Here is an 18,637-nt window from a genome sequence, read left to right as displayed (position 1 = left end):
TTATGATATATGTACGAAAAGAGGGCGACTTTGGTTTCATTAGCCGTGATTTATTTGACTGGCTGCTAATAAATAAAATATGAGCCTGCCCTAAATTGATGTGTTTAAGGCAGGCTCATGATAATACTTATTCACTTTTTTGAGTTTGTTCAACTAGCTTAAGATTTGTTGTTTGATGTTCTCCGTCACGAATATATTCAATTTTTATATCATCGCCGACATTCGTTTCAGAGTATAAGTATTTACGTAATTCAAGAATGGAGGTTACTTCCTGACCATTAATCTTTGTTATCACATCAAACTGCTGTAAACCAGCTGTGTCTGCTGGAGAACCGTTTTGTACATCAGCGACAACCATACCACCCTCAACATCTTCTGGAAGGTTGATCTCATATCGATATTGCGGTGGTACCTGATTCAGTGATGCAGTACTTATCCCGATTAACGGACGTGATATTTCTCCATCTGTTTCAAGCTGTTCCATGATAGGAAGTGCGGCATTAACTGGGATGGCAAAACCAATCCCTTCTACCGAGCTTTGGGCGATTTTCATGGAGTTGATCCCAATAACTTCGCCATCCGAGTTCACTAGCGCCCCACCACTATTACCAGGATTAATTGCTGCATCTGTTTGCAGTACTTCCGTTACCCAATCTGCTTGGCCGTCACTGTTTGTATCAACCTCGACAGTACGATTTAACCCGCTAATAATTCCTTTTGTAACAGTGTTTGCAAAGTCAAGACCTAATGGGTTTCCGATTGCGAGCACTGTTTCTCCCACTGCCAAATCTTCGGATGTGCCGAAGTTTGCGACCTTGTCAATCGATGCGCCATCAACTTCTAATACTGCTAAGTCGGTTAGCGTATCACCGCCAAGTACAGTTGCTGGTATTCGCTTATCATCATTTAATACAATTTCAACCTCTTTAGCATTTGCTACAACATGCTGGTTTGTTACGATGTATGCTTTTCCATTTTCCTTTTTATAAATAATTCCAGATCCAGTCCCAGCCTCCTGACTACCTTCCCAAACATTTCCCTGCTGCATGTTAACGACACCGACTACTGCTTCAGAGACCTCGCTTATATTTGTCGAGACATCTGCCTCCTCTGAAGACAGTGTTTCGACAATGTTCGGTGTTGAAACCTCTTCAGCTGTTTCAGTGTTATCCGTTTCAGCTTGGTTTATTGGAATCATATTATTTGTAAACAAGAGAGCAACAATAGCTGCTGAAACAATTCCACCGACGAGTCCACTGCCTAGTCCGCTAAAGATTCTCTTTTTATTGGAGGTCGGTTCTTTTTTTTCGGACTTGTATGTGTGCTCATTTTCATTTGTTTCTTCTGTCTGCTCCTTTTGCACATCTGTATGATCAAAGGTATTGGAATCATGTTCGTCTTTATCGTAAAAATCATTATTATTATTATCCATTTTATGTCCTCCTTTGCTTGTTATACTTTTTGTATATAGTTTTATTATATAGATTCAAGTTGGGAACTATTTGGGATAATTGTGGAAAAATTGTGTAATGACACATATTGGTGTAAAGAATGGACGGTTTATGTAAAAATAGAACTAGAATAAGTTGCTATTTACCTGTTTTTTGAACAACCTATTATTAATCGAAAAAGGTGACATAACGATGAACTATCATATTGGACTTGTTGAAGATGATGCGAACATCCAAAATATTGTATCGGCCTATTTGAAGAAAGAAGGCTATGAAGTAACGATTATGGATTCTGCAGAAAAGGGCTGGGAGCTGTGGGAAAATGATCCCCCAGATATGTGGATTCTCGATATTATGCTGCCAGGAATGGATGGTTATGAATTCTGTAAAAAACTTCGTACGAAAAGTGATGTGCCAATTATCATCATTTCCGCAAAAGATGATGAAATCGATAAAATTCTTGGACTTGAGCTCGGTGGTGATGATTATTTAACCAAACCTTTCAGTCCCAGAGAGCTTGTTGCAAGAGTAAAGCGGCTTTTCCGCAGAACACTGCCAAAGCAGAATCTCCAAGAAGAGGAAACAGATCGCTTGAAGGTCGATCATCTTTTAATTTACAGAGAAGATCGCCGAATCTTCTTCCAAGGAGAGGAATATGAAGTAACATCCAAAGAATACGATATGCTGCTACTATTTGCTGAAAATCCGAACCGGGCATTTTCCAGGGAAGAATTATTACTAAAGATTTGGGGAAACGATTATTTCGGCAGCGATCGTGCTGTAGATGATTTAGTGAAAAGAATTCGTAAAAAAATGGACAATATCCCATTAGAAACAGTGTGGGGTTATGGATATCGTCTGCGTAAAGAAGAGGAGTAATGATGAAACTTCAATCACAGCTAAATGTGGCTTTTACAACGTTGCTGCTTGTTATTATGACAGCTGCCAGCTATGTAATCTACTCACTGATTCTTGATTTGCTAATCCAAGATGAGCAAAGGCAATTAAAGGAAACGGGAGAGCTTTTAGTCAGCTTTCTTAACGAACAGTTTGAAACAGTTGGTGATTACAGGCAGTTTAATGAATTTTTGCAGGAGCAGGATTTGCAGCTTTTTCTATATGACCGAAATCAAGATGCTGTTCTAATGTCCACCATGTCGGCATCGGTTGTCAGTGATTTTTTTGAAGCGAATAACTTCTCAGCTGCCAACCAAACGCTGTGGGAGTATGGAAATGAGCGATTTGTCACATCAAGAATTTTATTTTATCCTGAGATTTCGGGACTGGAATTAATTTTGCTTACACCGATGGACGATCTGACAGTTGTACAGCAAAGCTTTTTTATTCGCTTATTTCTCGTTTTCTTAATTGGAGCTGCGGCTGCTGTTTTACTTAGTTATTTTATGACAAATAAGCTTGTAACTCCACTTACTCAATTAAAAGGCGAGTTGAAGAAAATCGAAAAGCGTCAGTTTAATGAGATGAATCGTGTGAAGGCAACTGGGGAAATTAAGGAAGTAGAGCAAAGTGTGTATGATATGGCCAGAGAACTGGAGAGATATATGAATTCACAGCAAACCTTTTTTCAAAATGCCAGCCATGAATTGAAGACACCGCTGATGACAATCCAAGGCTATGCGGAAGGGATTAAGGATGGAATCTTTAAGGATAAAGATCAGGAAAAAGGGCTGGAGGTTATGGTCACGGAGGTTAAACGCTTAAAAGAAATTATTAATGAAATGATTTTATTAGCGAAGCTGGACAGTGAACCATCCTCTTATAATCCAGTTACCATAGAAGCAGAATTATTAATAGCGCAAGTTGTTGATCGTGTTATTCCTTTGATCAATGAAAAAGGAATACATTTGCACTATCATGTGGATGAAAATATTGAAATTGTTGCCGATGAGGAAAAATTATTGAGAGCTCTACTGAATATCGTCTTTAACGGGATACGTCATGCGAGGTCAGAAGTGTCGATACGAGTTGTTCAGAAAAAACATCAGGTTGCAATTTTAATTGAAGATGATGGAGACGGAATTGAGGAAGAGCAAGCAGAACAAATCTTTCACCGGTTTGTTAAAGGAAAAGATGGGGAAACTGGTTTAGGATTAGCAATTGCTCGTGCAATTGTGGAGCAGTCAAACGGAAAAATTGCAGCAGGAAAATCAGAACTTGGTGGTGCGAAGTTTGAGATTCGTCTATTTCAAGAAAGGAAAGGCATGGATAAAGGCTAATGCTTGCAAAAATTGACATTAATAGAGAACAGTTTTTAAAGAAATTGTAAAAAAAGCTGTTCAAATGAAAATAATATGATATAATTTTCTAGTTGAACATCCTGTGAATAATAGAGGGGCGTACTTTTTATGCAATTAAGAGAAGATATTCGTAATATCGCAATTATTGCCCACGTTGACCATGGTAAAACGACATTAGTAGATCAGCTATTGAAATATTCCGGAACTTTCCGTGAAAATGAACAAGTTGACGAACGTGCAATGGACTCAGGTGATATTGAGCGTGAGCGTGGAATAACTATTTTAGCGAAGAACACTGCAGTAAAGTATCAAGAAAATACGACAATAAACATTTTAGATACACCAGGACACGCTGATTTCGGTGGCGAAGTAGAGCGTATCATGAAAATGGTTGATGGTGTAGCATTAGTCGTCGATGCTTACGAGGGTACAATGCCACAAACACGTTTTGTATTGAAGAAAGCATTAGAACAGAAATTAACACCAATTGTTGTTTTAAATAAAATAGATCGACCAAATGCAAGACCAAATGAAGTTATTGATGAAGTGCTTGACCTCTTCATCGAACTAGGAGCAGATGATGACCAGCTTGAATTCCCTGTTGTTTATGCATCTGCATTAAATGGAACTTCAGGATTTGAACCAGATGATCAGCAGGAAACAATGGACCCGATTTTCACTACCATTATGGAGCATATCCCAGCACCAGCTGATAATAGTGACGATCCATTACAGTTCCAGGTGACATTGCTTGATTATAATGATTATGTTGGACGAATAGGTATTGGGCGTATTGTTCGTGGAACAATCAAAGTGGGCCAGCAGGTTGTTGTACTGAAAGAGGATGGAACGAATAAATCCTTCCGTGTGACGAAACTATTTGGTTTCATTGGTTTAAAGCGGATTGAAATTGAGGAAGCGAAAGCTGGGGATATTGTCGCTGTTTCTGGTATGGAGGATCTGAATGTAGGGGATACAATTTGTCCTGCAGACCACCCCGACGAACTTCCACGTCTGCGTATAGATGAACCGACATTGCAAATGACCTTCCTTGTTAATAACAGTCCATTTGCTGGTCGCGAAGGGAAATATATTACTTCTCGTAAAATCGAAGAGCGGTTGCTGAAGCAATTAGAGACAGATGTAAGTCTGCGGGTTGATCCGACAGAATCACCAGATGCATGGATTGTATCTGGACGAGGCGAACTTCATTTGTCAATTCTAATTGAAAACATGCGCCGTGAAGGCTACGAGCTGCAGCTTTCTAAGCCGCAAGTAATCATCAAGGAAATTGATGGTGTGAAATCAGAGCCTGTAGAGCGTGTGCAAGTTGATGTACCAGAGGAATATACTGGAGCAGTTATGGAGTCGCTTGGTGCACGTAAGGGTGAAATGCTTGATATGGTAAACCATGGAAATGGACAAGTTCGTCTTGAATTTAAAGTTCCATCTCGTGGATTGCTTGGCTATTCTACAGAATTTATGTCACAAACTCGTGGTTATGGTATTTTAAACCATACGTTTGATGCATACGAGCCAGTAATCAAAGGGCAAGTTGGCGGCAGACGTGAAGGTGTACTTGTTGCATTGGAAAACGGAAAAGCTTCGACTTACGGAATTATGGGATTAGAAGACCGTGGTGTCATCTTTGTTAACCCAGGTACAGAAGTCTATGCTGGAATGATTGTAGGCGAGCATAACCGTGAAAATGATCTAACGGTTAATGTTACGAAAGAAAAACATTTAACAAATGTGCGTTCTGCTAACAAGGATCAAACATCAACGATTCGTAAAACGCGTGATATGTCGCTAGAAGAAGCTTTGGAGTATTTAAATGAAGATGAGTATTGTGAAGTAACACCAGAATCAATTCGCTTGCGTAAGAAGATTTTAAATAAAAACGAACGTGAAAAAGCAGCGAAGAAAAGTAAATAATAAACAGAAACAGCAATGGTGAGTAAATTACCATTGCTGTTTATTTTTGTGCCGTACACATTTCTTTCATTGTTGTCCGATATTTCATAATAATCACTTCTAAATGGTTTTATAACGGCGATTAATTCGTTAAAATGAAAGTAGCTAAAATATTAGATAGGGAGTTGGCTTTATGGATAGGGATAAAAAAGATCATAGAGATACATTTGACAGAACGTTTATTGGAAGTCCTGGTTTTATGATAATAGTTGTTTTAGTCATCATAATAGGTAGTTTGTTTTTTAATTATTTCAAATAAAAAGGTAATACGTGAGTGCAGTTACTGATTTCAAACATAGTTCCTCAAAATAATTGCCTGATACACAGGAATAGTGCGTGATACATCATCTTAAATAATACCAATGGTAGAGACGATCCAGCCAAACATGATGATTGTCCGCTGTTTATAACTATTCTATAAAATCAAATACATTATTATAATGACCTTTTGTTCGGCTTACGGATGAAAGGTTTTTTTATATTGTTAGTGATGTTCGACAAGCCTAACCACTACCCCCTGTATGAGGCGCATTTCGTACGTCGCTAACCGGATGCTTCCGCTTTAGCTTGAAAAATGTTTGGTTTTAGTTACGCGTTAGATAGGGAAAGGTATACATGATATGCCATATCCAAAATCATCCACTATGTAAGCACTTGCAAATCTTGTATATACAAGTTACACTATTTAATATAACATGTATATACAAGTTAAGTTGTGATATAAAAAAAGCAAATAGGAGGTTTATCATGGTGAACGGGGAGAAAACACGAACAATAGAATCAATATATGCACCGCTTACTGGTATGCGCATACCGTTGGAAGAAGTGCCAGATCCAACCTTTTCAAAAAAAATGATGGGTGACGGACTTGCAATTGAGCCGATGGATGGAAAAGTAGTTGCCCCAATTGATGGTGAAGTAACACTTACGTTTCCAACGAAGCATGCAATTGGATTAAAAAGCAAATCAGGTATTGAGGTCCTTATTCATATTGGATTAGAAACCGTTAATCTTGATGGAGAGGGCTTTGAGGTTCATGTGAATGAAGGTGATCAAGTAAATATAGGAGATCCGCTCGTAACCTTTGATTTGGAATTAATCCAGCGAAAAGCAGCAAGTACGATTACTCCAATTATTATTACAAATGAAGACAAAGTGGAGAACCTGGAAATAACCGGTGAAGCAAATGTAATAGCAGGAGAGAGCCCGATTTTGCATGTAAGTGTAAAAAAAGAAATGAAAGAAGAACGTTCAACTCTTATGAAAAAGGGAACACGGTATAGTGATGAGGCAAAAGCAATTGTTTCAGCAGTTGGTGGATTAGACAATGTTGAAGCTGCCACACATTGCGTTACAAGACTTCGATTTGCTTTGGCGGATGACAAACAGGTTGATAAAGCTGCGCTTGAAAAGATGGATATTGTAAAAGGAACCTTCTCTGCAAATGGTCAGTTCCAGGTGATTATTGGACAAGGAACAGTGGACAAGGTATACCGAGCAATGGTCAATGAGACGGGAATAAACGAAGCATCGAAAGAAGATGTGAAAGCTGCTGGCGGCAAAAAGCAAAATGCATTACAGCGAGGAATTAAAGTTTTAGCAGATATCTTTATTCCGATTCTTCCAGCAATAATTACAGCAGGACTCTTAATGGGAATTAATAATATCTTAGCTAATCCTGGTATTTTTGGCAGGGGAGCACCATCCGTTATCGAGATGTATCCACAGTGGGATGGACTGGCGAGCATGATTAATATTATCGCCAATACCGCATTTACCTTCTTGCCTGCCTTGATTGGCTGGTCTGCAGTGAAGCGATTTGGCGGAAGTGAACTGTTAGGTGTTGTACTTGGTTTAATTATGGTTCATCCAGACTTATTAAACGCTTGGGCTTATGGGGAAGCACTTGATGCTGGTACAGTACCAACATGGAATTTATTTGGACTGGAAATTGAGGCGATTGGTTATCAGGGTCAAGTATTACCAGTATTATTTGCATCATGGGTATTAGCAAGGATAGAAATATTTATGAGAAAACGTGTTATTGATTCATTGCAATTATTAATCGTAGCTCCAGTTGCATTGCTCGTTACAGGCTTTTTAACCTTCATTATTATAGGACCAGTTACGTTTACAGTAGGCAGCTGGATTACAGACGGCTTGATCGCTATCTTTGAAGCAGCGCCAATTATTGGAGGACTCGTATATGGAGCAATTTATGGGCCATTGGTTATCACAGGAATGCATCATACCTTCTTAGCAGTAGATTTACAGCTGATTGGCAGTACAGAAACTACCTTCTTATGGCCGATTCTTGCACTATCAAATATCGCGCAAGGTGCTGCAGCATTTGCGATAATGGCAGTTGCGAAAGAGGAGAGATTAAAAGGACTTGCAGGTACGTCTGGAATTTCGGCTTGGTTAGGTATTACAGAGCCAGCCATGTTTGGGGTTAATTTGCAATATAAGTATCCTTTCTATGCAGCAATTATAGGATCAGCTATTGCTGGTGCCTTTATTACAATGCAAGATGTGCTTGCAACCTCCATTGGTGTCGGTGGAGTACCAGGGATTCTTTCCATAGTTCCATCAGGATGGATCTCATTTGGCATCGGAATGGCAATTGTAATTATTTTACCTTTTGTCATTACGTACGTTATTGCAAAACGCAAATTAAATACACATTAATTCAACTAGATTAGGAGTGAAAATATGAGTGAAACATGGTGGAAGAAGTCAGTCGTTTATCAAATCTATCCAAAAAGTTTTCACGATACAACAGGAAATGGAACAGGAGATATTCAAGGTATTATCTCGAAATTAGACTACCTGAAAAAGCTGGGTGTCGATGTTATTTGGTTAACACCGGTTTATAAATCACCACAAAATGATAATGGATATGATATTAGTGATTATTATTCCATTGAACCGAGCTATGGAACCATGGGAGATTTTGAAGAGCTGTTGCAAGAAACACACCGGCGTGACATGAAGCTGATAATGGATCTTGTTATTAATCACACATCAACTGAGCATGAATGGTTCCAAGAAGCAAAGAAATCAAAGGATAATCCATACCGTGACTTCTATATTTGGAAGGATCCGGTTGATGGGGAAGAGCCAAACAATTGGCAATCCAAATTTGGTGGCTCTGCATGGCAATATGATGAGCAAACAGAACAGTATTACTTGCATTTATTTGATCGCACACAAGCTGATTTGAATTGGGAAAATGAAAAGCTGCGTGAAAAGCTTTTTGATATGATGCGCTTTTGGGCGGAAAAAGGGATTGATGGATTCCGACTTGATGTCATTAATTTAATTTCAAAAGATCAAGCCTTTCCTAATGATGACATTGGGGATGGTCGCAGATTTTATACAGATGGACCCCGCATCCATGAATATTTAAATGAAATGAATCAGGAAGTATTCTCAAAATACAGTATGCTGACGGTCGGTGAAATGTCTTCAACATCACTTGAAGCATGTGTACTTTATACTCAGCCTGAGCGACAAGAGCTTTCGATGACATTTCAATTTCATCATTTGAAAGTGGATTATCGAAATGGAGAAAAGTGGACAAAGGCTCCATTTGATTTCTTAAAGCTGAAGAAAATCCTTTCTGATTGGCAGGTTGGGATGCACGAAGAAAACGGATGGAATGCTTTATTCTGGTGTAACCATGATCAGCCGCGTGCTGTATCGCGATTTGGTAATGATACAAAGCTGCACCGTGAATCAGCAAAAATGCTTGCCACCACACTTCATATGATGAAAGGTACACCATATATTTATCAAGGTGAGGAGATCGGGATGACAAATCCTAATTTCACTTCCATTGATCAATACCGTGATGTAGAGTCATTAAATGCTTACAAAACATTACGAGACAGTGGTAAATCAGAAGAGGGAACAATAGCGGTTTTACAGCAAAAATCACGTGACAATGGGCGCACACCAATGCAATGGTCTAATGAAAAGCATGCAGGCTTTACATCTGGAACACCATGGATCAATGTTGCAGCTAATTATCTTGAAATCAATGTTAGTCAAGCTTTAGAAGATAAAGATTCTATCTTTTATCACCATCAGCAGTTGATTCAATTGCGGAAGAAATATGATATTATTACGTATGGGGACTATCAACTGCTATTTGAAGATGATCCCAAAATATTTGCATATACAAGAAACTGGAATGGCGAAAAGCTGATCGTTATAAGTAATTTTTCTGAAGATCATGCAACAGTCGATTTACAGCTGGACAAGAAAATAGCAAATCCAGAAATTTTGTTATCCAATTACGCTGATTCACCACAATCGCTGGAACAATTAAGTTTAAGACCTTATGAATCGATTGTTTATCATGTATTAACAGATATGTAATAGAAATATTTTGGCTGTGAGAGAAGAATAGCGCTAAGATTCAGCGGGATAATGGAACTCCCGCTGGAATATATTTTCTTTATTATGCAACGTGATGAGGTTGGTTTAGGACATGCAAAAGAAGTATCTGACAATCTACGATGATTTAGTAAACAAAATACAAGCGAATACATGGCCTGTATCGACGCTGCTGCCTTCTGAAAATGAATTATCGATTCAATATGACACATCACGAGAAACTATCCGTAAGGCGCTGAACCTTTTATCGCAAAATGGTTACATTCAGAAGGTCCGGGGAAAGGGATCGGTTGTAATTGATATTCATAAGTTTTCTTTCCCTGTTTCTGGTATCGAAAGCTATACAGAACTAGCAGAAAAGCTACAGCTGAAAAGTAATACTGTCGTACATCAATTAGGATACCTGGAAGCAGATCATGAAATAGCTAAAATGCTGGCGTTGACTCCTGCTGAGCACACGTGGAATGTTGTGCGAGTAAGAGTGATTTCTGGGGAGAAAATTATTTTAGATAAAGATTATTTTACGGAACGCTATGTTCCACTGCTTTCCCTGGAGATATGTGAGAAGTCAATCTACCATCACATCGAGAATAATCTTGGACTGGAGATCGGTTTTGCGCAGAAAGAAATTGTTGTGGAGGAGCCGACAGAAGAGGATCGAAAATTACTGGACTTAGAAGGGTTCTCAAATATTGTCGTTATCAGAAGTCGTATTTATTTACAGGATGCTAATTTATTTCAATACACAGAGTCCAGGCATCGGCCTGACAAATTTCGCTTTGTTGACTTTGCAAGAAGAGTGAAGAATTAAGCAGCAGTTTATATTAGATTTGTTCGATAATACGTGGTAGTGCGTTTATCTGAAAAAAGCTGCTTCGTTTATTGGTGTAATTAAAAAATACCAGCCTTTATTAAAAGGCTGGTATTTTGTTTTATAAAGATGTGCGAATTAGTGGCAAAGTACAGCAGCGGAAGGACCCGCCCGATTTAATGATTTCGGAAAAAGGTGTTTCGATAATTTGAAAGCCCATTTCAGTCAATTTTTGATTCATGCGTTTATTTTCAGGCAAACTAATAATTTGCCTATTCCCAAGAGATAGTACATTAGGACCTAAGTGGAATTGTTCTTCTTCTGTCACCTCAATGAGTGTATACATTTCCTTTAATAGCAGATAAGCATCTGAGTCCATTGCTGGTGGATAGATTAATGCAGTTTGATCATCAATAATATTGAAAATACAATCTAAATGAAGAATATCCTTGCGTAATTTAATAGGAATTACTTCATGATTTGGCAGCTGGCTTTGCAAAACAGCTACTGCCTCTTTAGAAGTACGGTCACTGATCCCGGCCCAGACTTTGGAATGATCAATAATAACATCCCCGCCTTCAATGGATCCAGTTTTGAAAGGATAGTAAGCAACTTTATTTTGCTGAAGCCATTCTAATAATACGTCCTGCTCATTTTTGCGAATAGCTTCTTTCATGGAGGAAACAAAAAACGTATTTCCAATCGTAAAACCAATATCACGGGTGAACACTTGCTCATTCAAGTGCTCTAATTCGCTTAGTTCGATAACTTCAACACCAGCTTTCTCCAATTGACTGATGAAGTTAGCATGTTGTTTTATTGCTTTTGTTTGATCAATATTATCGTTTACATAGTATTCTTGAGTTTGATTGATCACTTCATTGATTTGCATATAGCGTGGAGAAACAGTAATTACCTTTTTCAATGGGTCATATTCATTATGACAGTTAACAGCATCCCTGTTCGTTGTGTCTATATTCATTTCATTCTCCCCCGATCATTAGTCGATCATTTCCCTCGTATATGTATGCATTAGATAATTGGATTGGTTCAGTAGCAGTTATTAAATGCTATTGTTTATTGAAATAATGCAGCTGTTCATTATTTGGATTTCTTACTTTTCTTTTCATTTGGGATATATTTTGTATAATACGCTGCAGTTAATAAGCAAATTATAGCTAATCCCCAAGCTGCAATACCACCCCAGTATATGTCAGACATAACCCCAATGAGAATAATAATCCCGCTTAAAGCAATGAAAATGGATGTAAGATATCGTTTCACACGCAACACCTCAGTAATTATATGTATGAATTGGGATTGTTAATATAGGAATTTCTTCTTATTACCAATATTATAGCAAAAGCTGAAATGAAATACACACGACTTACTTTCTGCGTACAAAAGAAAATTATACTTATGTTCGTCATCTTTTCTATAAGATTGATAAAAAGTGACATACGCAGTTACTTGTCTTCGTATAGGAAAGGAAAAAACAGTTATAAAAAATCCCATTCTATCGAATTTTGGATATTCTAATCACAATTTGTCATAACGATGGTAGAATAGAGAAAAACTCAGGTAAAGGAGATTTACATATGAAAAAGCGGAAAGCTATTTTGCCTGCGTTATTATTTATGATTGCTTTTATTTTATTTGGATGTGCGGATAAAATAGCTGTAATGGATAGTAAAGATAATGCAGTCAGAAGTTCAGCAGTTGCTTCTAAAGAATTACCGAGCTATAGTCAAGAAATTACAATCTCAGCGATTGGTGATATTCTTATCCATAGTCCCGTCTATATGGATGCAGAAAAAGAAGGAGGATATGATTTTCTTCCTATGTTTGAAAGGGTTAAAGATACATTAGAGGCTTCCACTATAACAGTAGCAAACCAAGAGACAATGATCGGTGGGGAAGAGCTTGGATTATCCTCATACCCTTCTTTTAATAGCCCTTTTGAAGTTGGCGAGGCATTGAAAGCCGTGGGCGTCAATGTTGTTACACTTGCAAATAACCATACACTAGATCGTGGTGAAGATGCGATCCAAAATGCAATCGAGCAATGGGAAACGATTGATATGATGTACACAGGTGCATATAAAAATCAGCTGGATCGCGAAAATCTGCGAATCTATGAAACTGAAGAAGACATTTCCATTGCGTTTCTCTCTTATACGTATGGAACAAATGGAATTCCTGTGCCAGAAGGAAAAGATTATTTAGTGAATTTGATTGATAGAGATCGTATTGCGAAAGAGGTAGAGCTAGCAAAGGAAGAAGCAGAAGTTGTTATATTAAGCCTCCATTTTGGAAATGAAAATGAGCGAATGCCGAATGAGGAGCAAAAGGAGCTCGTTCAGTTTGCAGCTGATCAAGGTGTTGATATTGTAATAGGACATCATCCGCATGTACTGCAGCCGATGGAGTGGGTAACAGGTAAAGATGGTCATGAAACGTTTGTAATGTATTCATTAGGAAATTTCCTTTCGAATCAGCAAGATTTGTATCAGCGAATTGGAGGTATATTAACCCTTTCCATTAAGAAAACAGTTAAAGGTGATGAGGAAGAGCTGGAAGTTCATTCACCGAAGTTCATGCCAACCTATGTCACATTTAATGAGGATTTTACAGATTATGAAGTAAAACCGATGTACACTCTGACAAGCGGTGAGCTTCAAGGAGCAAATGAACACTATAAGGAAATAAAAGCGCATCTGTCACAATGGATGCCAGAGCTGGAGTTTATGGAACCATAGTGAAAGAATCTGGATATAACTAAAGTGTTTCAGGTTTTTCCCATATTAAAACACTATTTTCCAGTCTTTTTCAGATATAGATTTATCTATATCTTACAGATGTTTTTTGGTATGATAAACATTGCAGTTCTTATAGATTGTACATAAAGGAGATCGTTAACTAATGGAGTGGAGAAATATATATCGCGGTCTGTTAATGGGAGCTACAGACTTGGTTCCTGGTATTAGTGGTGGAACGATTGCCGTATTATTAGGAATATACGATAGATTGATTGCCGCAATCAGCGGCCTATTCAGCAAGGAATGGAAAAAACATCTTAGTTTTTTAATTCCCCTAGGTATGGGAATAGTAATTGCCATCTTTTTGCTGGCAAGTTTGATTGAATGGCTGTTTGAGCATTATCCGGGACCAACACAGTTCTTTTTTCTAGGCTTAATTCTTGGTGTGCTTCCGTATTTATTTTATAAAGCGGAAGCTAAGCGGAAATTTAAATCGAATCATTATGTGGTGTTGGGGATTGGGGTAATTATTGTTGCGATGATGGCTTTTCTAAATCCGAATGAAGGAGCAGTAATTGAAAATGTTACAGCCTCTACTTATATCTTGCTTTTCTTTTCCGGGTTTATCGGAAGCAGTGCGATGATTATTCCGGGTATTAGCGGGTCGTTTATGCTATTGCTTATTGGCGTGTACGCCACTATCATTTCAGCAATTAGTAATCTTTATTTCGACATTATTATCGTTACTGGATTAGGGATTGCGGTAGGATTTATTGTGATGAGCAAGGTCGTAGCATTTTTCCTGAATCATTATTATACCGGTACGTTTGCTGCAATTATTGGATTGGTTATAGGCTCAAGCTTTGCTGTCTTCCCTGGATGGCCAGAGAGTGCGGAAATGCTATTCGTTAGTGCGGCAACTTTTATAGCAGGTCTTCTCGCTGCTATTATGCTTGGCAGGATCGAGTACAAGTAACGTGAAATAGAAACGAAAGAAGGGTATAATCATTGTTAAAAGAAAAAAGGAGTGAGTAATGATGGAAGCTATTCAAACGGTTGAGCAGTTTAATGAAGTAATTCAAAGTGATGAACCAGTAATTGTTAAATTTTATGCAGACTGGTGTCCTGATTGTAAAGTGCTGAACATGTTTATTGGAGACGTTATTAAAGAATTTAATAACTATAAATGGTATGAAGTGAACAGCGATGAAGTAGAAGGCGTAGCGGAGAAGCATCAAGTAATGGGGATACCCAGTATTTTGATTTTCCAAAATGGGGAGAAGCTTGCCCATCAGCATAGTGCTTATACAAAGTCGCCTGAGTCTGTATCAGAATTTTTACAGCAGCAATTAGGCTAATGAAAATACCCGATCACTACGATCGGGTATTTTTTGTATGGTTTTTTATGGATTGATTTAATTTAAGCAAAGGTAAATGTTAACCGTTCATTTTGTTTTATGAGTAATGAAGCATTTGCTAAATTTATTACTCCATTTTTCTCGTATAGCGAAAATTCATAAATATCATAGGGAGTCATAACGGTATCAAGCTTTTGTTCATTGATTAAATCACTGTCACGAGGCACATTTTTTCCAGCATCCCATTCGATTAAAAAAGGGAGAGGTGTAACTTGCGAGATAGGAAATAGCATGCGCCATTTTAATGTAGAACCATCAGGCTTTTTTCTGCTGCCGGGAACTGGACCGGTATAGCTTATATCTTCAGCATCAAAATACGCTAGGTATTCATCCATTTGATTGGTGCGAAGAGCGTATTGAATTGGCGCCTCCACATGGACAGCCAAAGCTTCGACAAGTTGCTGAATCAGCAGATTTCCAGATTTTCTCGCTAAGGCTTCATCAAAAATACCAAGCCATTCGATATAACAATCATTTTTAAAATAGGCCAGGTAATTATGCGTTCCCCAATTGTGATGCTTTCCTCCCTGGATAACTTTAACTCCATATTTTTTTGCGAATTGCTGTGCTGTATTTTCTGGGGTGTTTGTAGCGATAATGAGATGATCAAATGCTAACATAGTGAAAGCTCCTTTCTAGAAGATTATCGATATCGATAAAGAAGACTATTCGTAAAATCAATGATACATATAGTATAATGATAACAAATAAAATTACAAAATTTAAAAAGTATAAGAAGCAAAAATGAAAGCTGGTGGCAAATTTGAGTGAAACAAAAATACTGATTGTGGAGGACGAGCAGAAAATTAGCCGTGTTCTGCAACTGGAACTGGAATATGAAAACTATCAAACTGAAATTGCTGCAAATGGGAAAGAGGCACTTCGATTAATGGAAGAAAAAGCATGGGATCTTGTATTATTAGATATTATGATTCCAGAATTAAGTGGGTTAGAGGTGCTTCGAAGAGCAAGAAGAAAAGATGAAACGACCCCCATTATCTTATTGACAGCAAGGGATGAGGTCCACGATAAAGTGAGTGGATTAGACCTTGGTGCTAATGATTATATTACGAAGCCATTCCAAATTGAGGAATTGCTTGCGCGCATCCGAGTGCATTTAAGAAAGCCAGTTCAAAAAGACGCTACTGGTGAGCTGTTATCGGTTGGAGATCTAGCTGTAAACTTGAATGGTCATGAAGTTAAACGAGCGGGTAAATTAATTGAACTAACACCTCGTGAATTCGATTTGCTTGTCTGCTTGCTGAAAAATAAAAATATCGTATTAACGAGAGAACAGTTGATTGAGCAAGTATGGGGATTTGACTATTTTGGCGATACGAATGTAGTAGATGTATATATACGTTATTTAAGACAAAAGATTGATAAAGGCTATGATGAAGCGTATATTCTCACTGTTAGAGGTGTCGGATATACGATAAAGGATAATGAAACATGAAATTACGGACAAAAATACAGCTTTTCTCAAGCTTGTTTATACTTGTTCTTGTCTTACTGGTAAATACATCGATTTACTTTTTGTTTTATAAAATAGCAGCAGATAGCGAGCTTGAGCAAATAGTCGTTCAAATGGATGCACTTACCGAAGCATTAGCGGATAATCCGGATATATCCAATGAGGAAGCGAAGGATATGATCAAAGCTTACCTTCCCACAAATGGGATGATTAGAGTAATCGATGAGAATGAGAAACAGATTATTTTACAACACAAAGACAGATCATATGAAACTTTGCCGTGGAAGTATGTGACAGCAGAAGAGAAAACAATTGACTCCCAAATTAATGGTCCAGATATCGCTATTATTACAAGACCAGTTATATGGAATAACGGAGAGATTGTGACCGTACAGCTATCCAACCACCTCAATTATTTGGAAGAAACGATGAAGACGCTATTCTATGTACTCATCGTAGCAGGTGCGATTATGCTGATACCTTCTATCATAGCAGGCACACTATTAGGGCGATTTTTATTAAATCCGATTCAGAAATTAATCCAAACCATGAAAGATAATACGAAGCATGCCAAGTGGCAAAAAATCAATTTAGACAACCGTTCCAAGGATGAACTATACGAGATGGAAAAGACGTTCAATGAGATGATTGATTATTTAAGAGATAACTTTGAGAAACAGGAAATCTTTGTTTCGAATGCCTCACATGAATTGAAGACACCAATTCAGATTGTTAAAAGCTATGCACAGCTGTTAGAACGGCGTGGCAGAGAAAATCCAGAGCTGCTGCAGGAGTCAATTGAAGCAATTGATTCTGAAGCAGATCGAATGAAAAAGCTTGTGGAACAGCTTTTATCGCTTGCTAAAAATCGCCAAGCACAAGAAATGAACCGTGTTGATCTAGGAGAGCTTACCGAGGAAACGGTAGCAACATTCGAGAAGGCTTATACACGTAAAATTAATTTTCAGCAAAATGCAGCCGACTTAATGGTTTATGGTAACCGGGATCAGCTGGAACAGGTTATTTATATACTCATCGAAAATGCAATAAAATACAGTAACGATAAAATAAATGTCAGTGCTTCAAAATTAAATGATGATGTGATTATCCAAGTAAAGGATTATGGTCAAGGGATAGATGAGGATGAGCAAAAGCGGATATTTGACCGGTTCTACCGGGTCGATAAGGCAAGGAGCAGGGAAACGGGTGGCACTGGTCTCGGTTTAGCGATTGCGAAGGTAATTACAGAAGAACATCATGGAGAAATTTCTGTATCCAGTAAAATTGGAGAAGGTTCGACCTTTACGCTCTCTTTGCCGTATATGGAGTAGCTTAGTTAAATCTCATCACTCCATAATATTGAAATTGATAATGTAACGAGAAGGAGAAGTGAATTTGTGAAGAAAAAGCTAATTATTGCTGGAGCATGTCTAGTTGGAGTACTTGCTTTAGGATTTGGAATTTATCAATCTGGGGCATCATCCTCCGAGCCGGAATTGTCGAAGGAACAAGTTGAAAAACTTGTTCAAGAGCAATATCCAGGAACAATAACAACAACTGATCTAGAAAAGAATGAAGCCGGTGCAATTTATAAAGTGGGAATTGAAAATAAAGACAGCAACTATACTGTTACACTAGATGGGGATACTGGTGAAGTGATTGACTTAGAAATACGAGGTGAAGCAGCAACTGAAAACAGCGAACAATCCAATAATAATCAAGCAGAAGAGAACGATTCAAATAAAGAACCTAACACGGATGAACCTGAACAAACGGAAGAGAATAAGGAAAACGATGCATCCAATGCAATGCTAACTCAAGATGCAGCTAAAGAAATTGCGCTTAAAGAATTTGCTGGAACCGTCGTAGATCTAGAGTTAGATGAGGATGATGGAAGAAAAATTTATGAAATAGAAATCGAGAACGGTGACGATGAGGCAACGGTTGAAATCGATGCCTACACAGGGGAAATTTTAGTCTTAGACATTGATATTGATGATTAGACGACTGGCAGCAATTGAAAGCTGCCAGTCTTTTTTAGTAGGAACATCCTCTGATAAAAACTTTATTTTTTCTCATCAAATTCTAATC

At 38.0% G+C, this 18,637-nt stretch carries 16 protein-coding genes; 12 read left to right on the top strand and 4 right to left on the bottom strand.

What is annotated here, in order from left to right; all coding sequences use genetic code 11:
* Nucleotides 1-127: 127 nt before the first annotated feature.
* The gene (locus tag NSQ77_RS07205; protein ID WP_339229905.1) at nt 128-1,432 is read right to left on the bottom strand and encodes a S1C family serine protease; all 1,305 of its coding nucleotides are present in this window, start codon (nt 1,430-1,432) and stop codon (nt 128-130) included.
* Nucleotides 1,433-1,643: 211 nt separating this feature from the next.
* Here NSQ77_RS07205 and NSQ77_RS07200 point away from each other — a divergent pair, with 211 nt between their 5' ends.
* The 6 genes from NSQ77_RS07200 to treR all read left to right on the top strand — a co-directional run bounded on the left by NSQ77_RS07200 (nt 1,644) and on the right by treR (nt 10,895).
* Complete coding sequence (locus tag NSQ77_RS07200) at nt 1,644-2,330, top strand: response regulator transcription factor (RefSeq protein ID WP_339229904.1); 687 nt, start codon at nt 1,644-1,646, stop codon at nt 2,328-2,330.
* A gap of 2 nt (nt 2,331-2,332) precedes the next feature.
* Nucleotides 2,333-3,688: a HAMP domain-containing sensor histidine kinase gene (locus NSQ77_RS07195; protein ID WP_339229903.1), complete on the top strand. Its 1,356-nt coding sequence runs from the start codon at nt 2,333-2,335 to the stop codon at nt 3,686-3,688.
* Nucleotides 3,689-3,817: 129 nt separating this feature from the next.
* Nucleotides 3,818-5,644: a translational GTPase TypA gene (gene typA, locus NSQ77_RS07190; RefSeq protein ID WP_339229901.1), complete on the top strand. Its 1,827-nt coding sequence runs from the start codon at nt 3,818-3,820 to the stop codon at nt 5,642-5,644.
* 786 nt (nt 5,645-6,430) lie between these two features.
* On the top strand, nt 6,431-8,371 hold the full coding sequence (gene treP / locus NSQ77_RS07185; protein ID WP_339229900.1) for a PTS system trehalose-specific EIIBC component: 1,941 nt from the start codon (nt 6,431-6,433) through the stop codon (nt 8,369-8,371).
* Between the two features lie 24 nt (nt 8,372-8,395).
* Nucleotides 8,396-10,066, top strand: coding sequence for an alpha,alpha-phosphotrehalase (treC, locus tag NSQ77_RS07180; RefSeq protein ID WP_339229898.1), 1,671 nt, complete (start codon nt 8,396-8,398; stop codon nt 10,064-10,066).
* Nucleotides 10,067-10,178: 112 nt separating this feature from the next.
* Nucleotides 10,179-10,895 carry a trehalose operon repressor gene (gene treR, locus NSQ77_RS07175; protein ID WP_339229896.1) on the top strand — a complete coding sequence of 239 codons (717 nt, stop codon included), beginning with the start codon at nt 10,179-10,181 and terminating at the stop codon, nt 10,893-10,895.
* Between the two features lie 121 nt (nt 10,896-11,016).
* On the opposite strand, the gene NSQ77_RS07170 is transcribed toward treR, so the two are convergent.
* Both NSQ77_RS07170 and NSQ77_RS07165 read right to left on the bottom strand, forming a co-directional pair.
* A complete protein-coding gene (locus tag NSQ77_RS07170; RefSeq protein ID WP_339229895.1) occupies nt 11,017-11,877 on the bottom strand; it encodes an arginine deiminase family protein in 861 nt (286 codons plus the stop codon).
* Nucleotides 11,878-11,996: 119 nt separating this feature from the next.
* Nucleotides 11,997-12,179 (bottom strand): hypothetical protein, encoded by a 183-nt coding sequence (locus NSQ77_RS07165; RefSeq protein WP_339229893.1) that lies wholly within the window; start codon nt 12,177-12,179, stop codon nt 11,997-11,999.
* Between the two features lie 314 nt (nt 12,180-12,493).
* Here NSQ77_RS07165 and NSQ77_RS07160 point away from each other — a divergent pair, with 314 nt between their 5' ends.
* The 3 genes from NSQ77_RS07160 (at nt 12,494) to NSQ77_RS07150 (ending at nt 15,012) form a co-directional block, all read left to right on the top strand.
* Complete coding sequence (locus NSQ77_RS07160; RefSeq protein ID WP_339229892.1) at nt 12,494-13,654, top strand: CapA family protein; 1,161 nt, start codon at nt 12,494-12,496, stop codon at nt 13,652-13,654.
* A 163-nt stretch (nt 13,655-13,817) separates the two neighbouring features.
* Nucleotides 13,818-14,630: a DUF368 domain-containing protein gene (locus tag NSQ77_RS07155; protein WP_339229890.1), complete on the top strand. Its 813-nt coding sequence runs from the start codon at nt 13,818-13,820 to the stop codon at nt 14,628-14,630.
* Between the two features lie 61 nt (nt 14,631-14,691).
* Nucleotides 14,692-15,012: a thioredoxin family protein gene (locus NSQ77_RS07150; RefSeq protein WP_339229888.1), complete on the top strand. Its 321-nt coding sequence runs from the start codon at nt 14,692-14,694 to the stop codon at nt 15,010-15,012.
* A 62-nt stretch (nt 15,013-15,074) separates the two neighbouring features.
* Here NSQ77_RS07150 and NSQ77_RS07145 read toward each other — a convergent pair whose 3' ends face one another.
* Nucleotides 15,075-15,692, bottom strand: a complete 618-nt coding sequence (locus NSQ77_RS07145) for a VOC family protein (protein WP_339229886.1) — start codon at nt 15,690-15,692, stop codon at nt 15,075-15,077.
* Between the two features lie 143 nt (nt 15,693-15,835).
* On the opposite strand from NSQ77_RS07145, the gene NSQ77_RS07140 reads away from it, so the two are divergent.
* From NSQ77_RS07140 to NSQ77_RS07130, 3 genes are all read left to right on the top strand, one after another.
* A complete protein-coding gene (locus NSQ77_RS07140) occupies nt 15,836-16,528 on the top strand; it encodes a response regulator transcription factor (RefSeq protein ID WP_339229884.1) in 693 nt (230 codons plus the stop codon).
* Entirely contained in the window at nt 16,525-17,877 is a 1,353-nt protein-coding gene (locus NSQ77_RS07135; RefSeq protein ID WP_339229883.1) for a HAMP domain-containing histidine kinase, read from the top strand. The genes NSQ77_RS07140 and NSQ77_RS07135 overlap by 4 nt, the downstream gene beginning before the upstream one ends.
* Before the next feature lie 66 nt (nt 17,878-17,943).
* Nucleotides 17,944-18,549, top strand: a complete 606-nt coding sequence (locus NSQ77_RS07130) for a PepSY domain-containing protein (protein WP_339229881.1) — start codon at nt 17,944-17,946, stop codon at nt 18,547-18,549.
* The last annotated feature ends 88 nt before the right edge of the window (nt 18,550-18,637 follow it).

It is taken from the genome of Oceanobacillus sp. FSL K6-2867 (assembly GCF_037963145.1).
In the GTDB taxonomy this organism is placed as follows: Bacteria; Bacillota; Bacilli; order Bacillales; family Amphibacillaceae; genus Oceanobacillus.
The sequence above is the reverse complement of the archived record's forward strand: the minus strand, read 5'-3'. Positions and strand labels throughout refer to the sequence as shown.